This window comes from Aromatoleum evansii (assembly GCF_012910805.1).
Classification (GTDB): domain Bacteria; phylum Pseudomonadota; class Gammaproteobacteria; order Burkholderiales; family Rhodocyclaceae; genus Aromatoleum; species Aromatoleum evansii.
The window spans coordinates 67261-73775 of sequence record NZ_WTVK01000030.1 but is presented as its reverse complement, the minus strand read 5'-3'; the positions used below and the strand labels follow the sequence as shown (position 1 = coordinate 73775).

8 protein-coding genes are annotated in these 6515 nt (G+C 64.1%); 2 read left to right on the top strand and 6 right to left on the bottom strand.

The annotated features are described in order from the left end of the window. Positions 1–43: 43 nt before the first annotated feature. The 3 genes from rraA to clpS form a co-directional block, all read right to left on the bottom strand. The gene (gene rraA / locus GO615_RS16140; protein WP_169129846.1) at positions 44–523 is read right to left on the bottom strand and encodes a ribonuclease E activity regulator RraA; all 480 of its coding nucleotides are present in this window, start codon (positions 521–523) and stop codon (positions 44–46) included. A 159-nt stretch (positions 524–682) separates the two neighbouring features. Beyond that, on the bottom strand, positions 683–2959 hold the full coding sequence (clpA, locus tag GO615_RS16135) for an ATP-dependent Clp protease ATP-binding subunit ClpA (RefSeq protein WP_169129845.1): 2277 nt from the start codon (positions 2957–2959) through the stop codon (positions 683–685). Between the two features lie 2 nt (positions 2960–2961). Next, complete coding sequence (clpS, locus tag GO615_RS16130; RefSeq protein WP_169129844.1) at positions 2962–3270, bottom strand: ATP-dependent Clp protease adapter ClpS; 309 nt, start codon at positions 3268–3270, stop codon at positions 2962–2964. Positions 3271–3689: 419 nt separating this feature from the next. Between clpS and GO615_RS16125 the strand changes: the two genes are divergently transcribed. Then, entirely contained in the window at positions 3690–3893 is a 204-nt protein-coding gene (locus tag GO615_RS16125; protein ID WP_018990831.1) for a cold-shock protein, read from the top strand. 133 nt (positions 3894–4026) lie between these two features. Here GO615_RS16125 and rpmG read toward each other — a convergent pair whose 3' ends face one another. From rpmG to radC, 3 genes are all read right to left on the bottom strand, one after another. After that, on the bottom strand, positions 4027–4194 hold the full coding sequence (gene rpmG, locus GO615_RS16120) for a 50S ribosomal protein L33 (RefSeq protein ID WP_018990830.1): 168 nt from the start codon (positions 4192–4194) through the stop codon (positions 4027–4029). Between the two features lie 40 nt (positions 4195–4234). Continuing rightward, positions 4235–4471 carry a 50S ribosomal protein L28 gene (gene rpmB, locus GO615_RS16115; protein WP_050416864.1) on the bottom strand — a complete coding sequence of 79 codons (237 nt, stop codon included), beginning with the start codon at positions 4469–4471 and terminating at the stop codon, positions 4235–4237. 113 nt (positions 4472–4584) lie between these two features. Continuing rightward, positions 4585–5262, bottom strand: a complete 678-nt coding sequence (gene radC / locus GO615_RS16110) for a RadC family protein (protein WP_169129843.1) — start codon at positions 5260–5262, stop codon at positions 4585–4587. A gap of 49 nt (positions 5263–5311) precedes the next feature. Between radC and coaBC the strand changes: the two genes are divergently transcribed. Further along, positions 5312–6508: a bifunctional phosphopantothenoylcysteine decarboxylase/phosphopantothenate--cysteine ligase CoaBC gene (gene coaBC, locus GO615_RS16105; protein WP_169129842.1), complete on the top strand. Its 1197-nt coding sequence runs from the start codon at positions 5312–5314 to the stop codon at positions 6506–6508. The last annotated feature ends 7 nt before the right edge of the window (positions 6509–6515 follow it).

The following is a 6515-nucleotide window of genomic DNA, read 5'->3' as shown; positions in this document are numbered from 1 at the left end:
GGGGTGGGCAGGGGCCGGTGCATGCACTCCGGCCCCGCGATGCTCAGAGCAGGGACGATTCCGAAACCACGACGCCGTCCTCGTCCGCGTAGACGAACTGTCCGGGCACGAAAGTGACGCCGCCGAATGTCACCGCCAGATCCTTGTCGCCGACGCCCTTCTTGATGCTCTTCTGCGGATGGGTGCCGAGCGCGAACACGCCGATGTCCATGCCGCCGATCGCCTTCGAGTCGCGAATGCAGCCATACACGATCACGCCGGCCCAGCCGTTCTTGACCCCCAGCAGGGCCAACTGGTCGCCGACCAGCGCACAGCGCATCGACGCGCCGCCGTCGATCACGAGCACGCGGTCCTTGCCCGGCCCCTCCAGCGCGGTGCGCACGAGCGAGTTGTCCTCGAACACCTTGAGCGTCGCGATCTCGCCGCCGAAAGCGGCGCGGCCGCCGAAGCTGCGGAACATCGGGCTCACGATGCGGAGTTTCCCTTCGTGGGCGTCGCAGAGGTCGGCTGTCTGGATTTCCATGCTTGCGTTTCCTTGTTTGCTGGCGGTGGATAGGGGGTGATGACACACGCAAATTCGCGCGTGGTTCGGGGTGGGACGATAAACCAGCACGGCACACAAAAAAAGGGCGACCCGCAGGTCGCCCTTTCCGATTGCGCCGGGTTAGCGGCGTCCGGATGCTCAGACGGTTGCCGCTTCGGTCTGGTCGAAGACCAGCTTCACCTTCCCTTCGCCATCGAGATCGATCGTCACCTTGCCGCCATGCACGAGGCGTCCGAACAACAGCTCGTCGGCGAGCGCCGAGCGGATCGTGTCCTGGATCAGGCGTGCCATCGGCCGCGCGCCCATCACCGGATCGAAGCCCTCGGAGGCCAGCCAGCCCTTGAGCTCGTCGGTGAAGTGCGCCTCGACCTTCTTCTCGTGCAGTTGCGCCTCGAGCTGCATGAGGAACTTGTCGACCACGCGCAGGATGATCTCGTTGTCGAGTGGCTTGAAGGAGATCGTCGCGTCCAGCCGGTTGCGGAACTCTGGCGAGAACATGCGCTTGATCTCGCCCATCTCGTCGCCCACTTCGCGCTTGGCCGAGAAGCCGATCACCGACTTCTGCATCATCTCCGCGCCGGCGTTGGTCGTCATGATGATGATCACGTTGCGGAAGTCCGCCTGCCGGCCGTTGTTGTCGGTCAGCGTGCCGTGGTCCATCACCTGCAACAGGATGTTGAAGATGTCCGGGTGCGCCTTCTCGATCTCGTCGAGCAGGAGCACGCAGTGCGGCTTCTTCGTGATCTGCTCGGTCAGCAGGCCGCCCTGGTCGAAGCCGACGTATCCCGGCGGCGCACCGATCAGGCGACTCACCGCATGGCGCTCCATGTATTCCGACATGTCGAAGCGCACGAGCTCGATGCCCATCGTGAAGGCGAGCTGTCGCGCCACCTCGGTCTTGCCGACGCCGGTGGGGCCGGAGAACAGGAAGCTGCCGATCGGCTTGGCCGGATTGCCCAGGCCGGAGCGCGACATCTTGATCGCCTTGGCGAGCGCCTCGATCGCTGCTTCCTGACCGAACACGACGTTCTTCAGGTCGCGGTCGAGATTCTTCAGCGCGGCCTTGTCGTCGCTCGACACGGTGCGTGGCGGGATGCGCGCCATCTTCGCGACGATGTCCTCGATCTCGCCCTTGCCGATCGTCTTGCGCTGCTTCGACTTGGGCAGGATACGCTGCGCGGCGCCCGCTTCGTCGATGACGTCGATGGCCTTGTCGGGCAGTTGGCGATCATTGATGTAGCGCGCGGACAGCTCCGCAGCCGAGCTCAGCGCTGCGGTCGAGTACTTGACGCCGTGGTGCTCCTCGAAGCGGCTCTTGAGTCCCTTCAGGATCTCCACCGTTTCGGCGACCGAGGGCTCGGTCACGTCGACCTTCTGGAAGCGCCGCGACAGCGCATGGTCCTTCTCGAAGATCTGGCGGAACTCGGAATAGGTCGTCGCGCCGATGCACTTCAGCTGGCCCGACGAGAGCGCCGGCTTGAGCAGGTTGGACGCATCCAGCGTACCGCCCGACGCGGCGCCCGCGCCGATCAGGGTGTGAATCTCGTCGATGAACAGGATGGCGTTGCGCGTTTCGCGCAGCTGCTTCAGCACGGCCTTCAGGCGCTGCTCGAAATCGCCACGATACTTGGTGCCGGCGAGCAGGGCGCCCATGTCCAGTGCGTATACCTGCGCCCCTTCGAGCACTTCCGGGATGCGCCCTTCGACGATGCAGCGCGCCAGGCCTTCCGCGATGGCGGTCTTGCCCACGCCCGCTTCGCCGACCAGCAGGGGGTTGTTCTTGCGCCGCCGGCACAGCGTCTGGATCACCCGCTCGAGCTCGCGTTCGCGCCCGATGAGCGGATCGATCTTGCCGATGAGGGCCTGCTGGTTGAGGTTCTGCGTGTAGTTCTCGAGTGCGCTGTTGGCCTGCGCGCCCTCGCTTTCCTGTTCGCCCTGTTCCTGCGGCTCGCTCTTGCCCGCGGGCGGCTGCCCCTGCTGCGGGGACTTCGAGATGCCGTGCGAGATGAAATTCACCACGTCCAGGCGCGAGATGTTCTGCCGTTGCAGGAAATACACCGCGTGCGAATCCTTTTCGCCGAAGATCGCCACGAGCACGTTGGCGCCGGTCACTTCCTTCTTGCCCGATGACTGGACGTGCAGGATCGCACGCTGGATCACGCGTTGGAAGCCGAGCGTCGGTTGCGTGTCGATCTCGTCCGTGCCTTCGACCTTGGGGGTGTGCTCGTTGATGAAATTCGTCAGTTCCCGACGCAGCTCCTCGACGTTCGCTGCGCAGGCGCGCAGGACCTCGGCTGCAGAGGGGTTGTCGAGCAGCGCGAGCAGCAGGTGTTCGACGGTGATGAACTCGTGCCGCTTTTGCCGGGCTTCGACAAACGCCATGTGCAGACTGACTTCAAGCTCTTGCGCGATCATTCTCAGTTTTCCTCCATCACGCATGCCAGCGGGTGCTGGTGCTGACGGGCGAAGGATACGACCTGTTCTACCTTGGTCGCCGCGACGTCCTTCGCGAAGACGCCGCAGACCCCCATGCCCTCTCTGTGGACTTGGAGCATGACCCGCGTAGCCCGTTCGCGGTCCATGCCGAAAAATTTCTGCAGCACAACGATGACGAAGTCCATGGGCGTGAAGTCGTCATTGAGCAACAGCACCTTGTATAGGGGCGGGGGCTTGGTGCGAGAGCGCTCCGCCTCGAGTATGTACTCGCCCTGTTTATGCGTGGCCATGCGGTCCATTCTAATCAAGTGGAGGCGGAGTGCAACAAGTCTCGGGCAGCCCCGGAAGGGCTTCCGTGCCTGTGTGGAAGTGCGCCGATGCGACAAGCGGCATATTGCGGCGCAGCGTATTGCGGGAGGTGGATAACGGCGTTGGAATAGCTGCAGGCTGAGTCGAGATCGGCATTTTCAGGGCGTTTCCGCCGTTGCGTTGCAGCAATTTCGTGGGTAAGAAATTGTTGACGCTGTGCTGACAAATGCGTAAAAGCAGGACGGGTGCGAGATGCAAAGTTCAATGCACTGGTTCTGTGGTCTCGGCTGCTTTCGGGGTCTCTGGCTTGGCAGTACTGGTAACGCTTCACTGAGCATTCATGCACTGAAGGGGGAGACCCCGCATCGTTTTAAGTAATCTGTTGAAGGATCAAGGCAACATGGCAACTGGTACCGTTAAGTGGTTCAATGACTCCAAGGGTTTTGGCTTCATTACTCCGGACGACGGTAGCGAAGATCTTTTCGCTCACTTCTCCGCGATCAATATGGCCGGCTTCAAGACGCTGAAGGAAGGCGAAAAGGTTTCCTTCGAAGTCACCCAGGGTCCGAAGGGTAAGCAGGCCTCTAACATCCAGAAGGCCTGATGTCCCTTTAGTCCGGAAGGCCGTACGCCGTAGCGAAAGGCCTTCAGGAAAAACAAGAGGCCGCCGGAGTGATCCGGCGGCCTCTTGTTTTGTACGCTGCGTCCCTGGAGCAGGCCGCAGCCTGCAAGGGTGCTTACTTCAGCTTCACTTCCTTGTACAGGACGTGCTTGCGTGCGACGGGGTCGTACTTGTTGAACTCGAGCTTGTTCGGGGTGGTGCGCTTGTTCTTCGAGGTCGTGTAGAAATGACCGGTACCTGCGGTCGATTCCAGCTTGATCTTTTCGCGGCCGCCTTTAGCCATTTGAATCTCCGTTCAGTTGCTGCGCTGTTCGCGCGGTGTCTCAGATTTTCTCGCCGCGGGCGCGCAGCTCGGACACGACGACGTCGATGCCCTTCTTGTCGATGGTGCGCAGTGCAGCGTTGGACACGCGCAGGCGGATCCAGCGGTTTTCAGCTTCGCTCCAGAACCGGCGGTTTTGCAGGTTCGGGAGGAAACGACGCTTGGTCTTGTTGTTGGCGTGGGAAACGTTGTTTCCCACCATCGGTGCCTTACCGGTCACTTGGCAAACGCGAGCCATATGTTGCTCCAGGGAATTCGGATTGCGGAAAACCCAGGATATTAGCCGATGTTCCCCCGAGGGGGCAAGTCTCGAGTGCGATTGCCGCGAAAGGCGGTGTCACGAGGCGGGGTTTACAGCAGGCCGCGTTCGGCGAAGGAGAGCGGGCGCGCGTGGGCGGTGACGATGAAGTGGTCGAGGACGCGCACGTCCACGAGGTCGAGCGCCTGCTTGAGGTTGCGGGTCAGCAGCTCGTCGGCGCCGCTCGGTTCGCTGGCGCCTGAGGGGTGGTTGTGCGCGAGGATTACGGCCGCGGCGTTGCGCGAGAGGGCGAGCTTGACCACCTCGCGAGGGTAGACGCTGGTCTGCGTCAGGGTTCCGCGAAAGAGCTCGACGGCCTCGATCAGGCGATTGCGGGCGTCAAGCAGCAGTACGCAGAAGACCTCGTGCGGCAGGCTGCCGATGCGCAGTCGCAGCCAGTCGCGCACCGCGGACGGTGAGTCGAACACGTCGCGCGTGGCCATCTCTTCGCTCAGGGCGCGTCGCGCCAGTTCCATGACCGCCTGCAGTTGGGCATACTTCGCGAGCCCCATGCCGGGCACTGCAGCGAAATCGCCTGCTGGTGCGGCGCACAGGCGGGTGAGTGAGCCGAAGCGCTCGAGCAGGTCGCGGGCGAGATCGACGGCGCTCTTGCCGCGGACGCCGACGCGCAGGAACAGGGCGAGGAGTTCGGCGTCGGAGAGGGCCGCCGGCCCGCGTCCGAGGAGTTTTTCGCGCGGCCGTTCGTCTTCCGGCCAGTCGGTGATAGCCATGTGGGGGGGGGCAGTCTGTGGGTGAGCGAATAATTGTAAGGCATATGTCATGTGCGAATTGAAAGGGCGCAAGCTGGTCCTCGGCGTGACCGGCGGGGTGGCCGCCTACAAGGCGGCGGAGCTCGTGCGGCTGCTGGGCAAGGCCGGCGCGGACGTGCACGTCGTGCTGACCGAGGGCGGCGCACGCTTCGTGACGCCGGTGACCTACCAGGCGCTGTCGGGCAATCGGGTGTGGACGGACCTGTGGGATGCGCGCATGGACAACAACATGGCGCACATCGATCTCACGCGCGGTGCGGATGCGGTGCTGATCGCGCCGGCGACGGCGGATGTGATGGCCAAGCTGGTGCAGGGGCGGGCCGACGACCTGCTGAGCACGCTATGCCTCGCACGCGAGTGCCCGTTGCTGGTTGCGCCGGCGATGAACCTCCAGATGTGGGAGCACCCGGCCACCCAACGGAACGTGGCGCAGTTGGTCGCTGACGGGGTGACGGTTTTCGGGCCGGCCGCCGGCGACCAGGCGTGCGGGGAAGTGGGCATGGGGCGCATGCTGGAGCCGGAGGAGCTGCTCGAGCACGTGATCGCGTTCTTCCAGCCCAAGCTGCTCGCGGGGCGCAAGGTGGTCCTGACTGCCGGGCCGACCTTCGAGGCGATCGACCCGGTGCGCGGGATCACGAACACCAGCTCGGGCAAGATGGGCTATGCGCTGGCCCAGGCCTGCGTGCGCGCCGGTGCGGAAGTCGTGCTGGTGAGCGGCCCGACGGGGCTGCCCGTGCCGACGGGGGCGCGCCGCGAGGACGTGCGCAGCGCCCTGCAGATGCGCGATGTGGTGATGGCGGCGCTGCCGGGGGCGGACGTATTCATTGGCGTCGCGGCGGTGGCCGACTATCGTCCGGCCGAGGCTGCCGAGCACAAGGTGAAGAAGTCGTCTGCCGAGATGACGCTGCGGCTCACGCCCAATCCCGACATCCTGGCCGAGGTCGCTGCGCGCGAGAATGCGCCGTTCTGCGTCGGCTTTGCTGCGGAGAGCCGCGACCTGGATGCCTACGCGGAAGGCAAGCGGCGGGCCAAGCGCCTGCCGATGCTGGTGGGCAACCTGGTGCAGGATGGTCTCGGCAGCGACGACAACCTGGTGATCCTGTACGACGACGCGGGCCGCCATCCGCTCGAGCGCGCACCCAAGACCGAGGTCGCGCGCAGGATCGTCGAACATCTGGCCGGTCTGCTGAAGACGGCTGCCAACTGAGAGCGAA

Excerpts from the sequence above, each read along its gene's own strand:
- rraA (WP_169129846.1), bottom strand. The coding sequence starts at position 523 with ATGGAAATCCAGACAGCCGACCTCTGCGACGCCCACGAAGGGAAACTC.
- clpA (WP_169129845.1), bottom strand. The coding sequence starts at position 2,959 with ATGATCGCGCAAGAGCTTGAAGTCAGTCTGCACATGGCGTTTGTCGAA.
- clpS (WP_169129844.1), bottom strand. The coding sequence starts at position 3,270 with ATGGCCACGCATAAACAGGGCGAGTACATACTCGAGGCGGAGCGCTCT.
- GO615_RS16125 (WP_018990831.1), top strand. The coding sequence starts at position 3,690 with ATGGCAACTGGTACCGTTAAGTGGTTCAATGACTCCAAGGGTTTTGGC.
- rpmG (WP_018990830.1), bottom strand. The coding sequence starts at position 4,194 with ATGGCTAAAGGCGGCCGCGAAAAGATCAAGCTGGAATCGACCGCAGGT.
- rpmB (WP_050416864.1), bottom strand. The coding sequence starts at position 4,471 with ATGGCTCGCGTTTGCCAAGTGACCGGTAAGGCACCGATGGTGGGAAAC.
- radC (WP_169129843.1), bottom strand. The coding sequence starts at position 5,262 with ATGGCTATCACCGACTGGCCGGAAGACGAACGGCCGCGCGAAAAACTC.
- coaBC (WP_169129842.1), top strand. The coding sequence starts at position 5,312 with ATGTGCGAATTGAAAGGGCGCAAGCTGGTCCTCGGCGTGACCGGCGGG.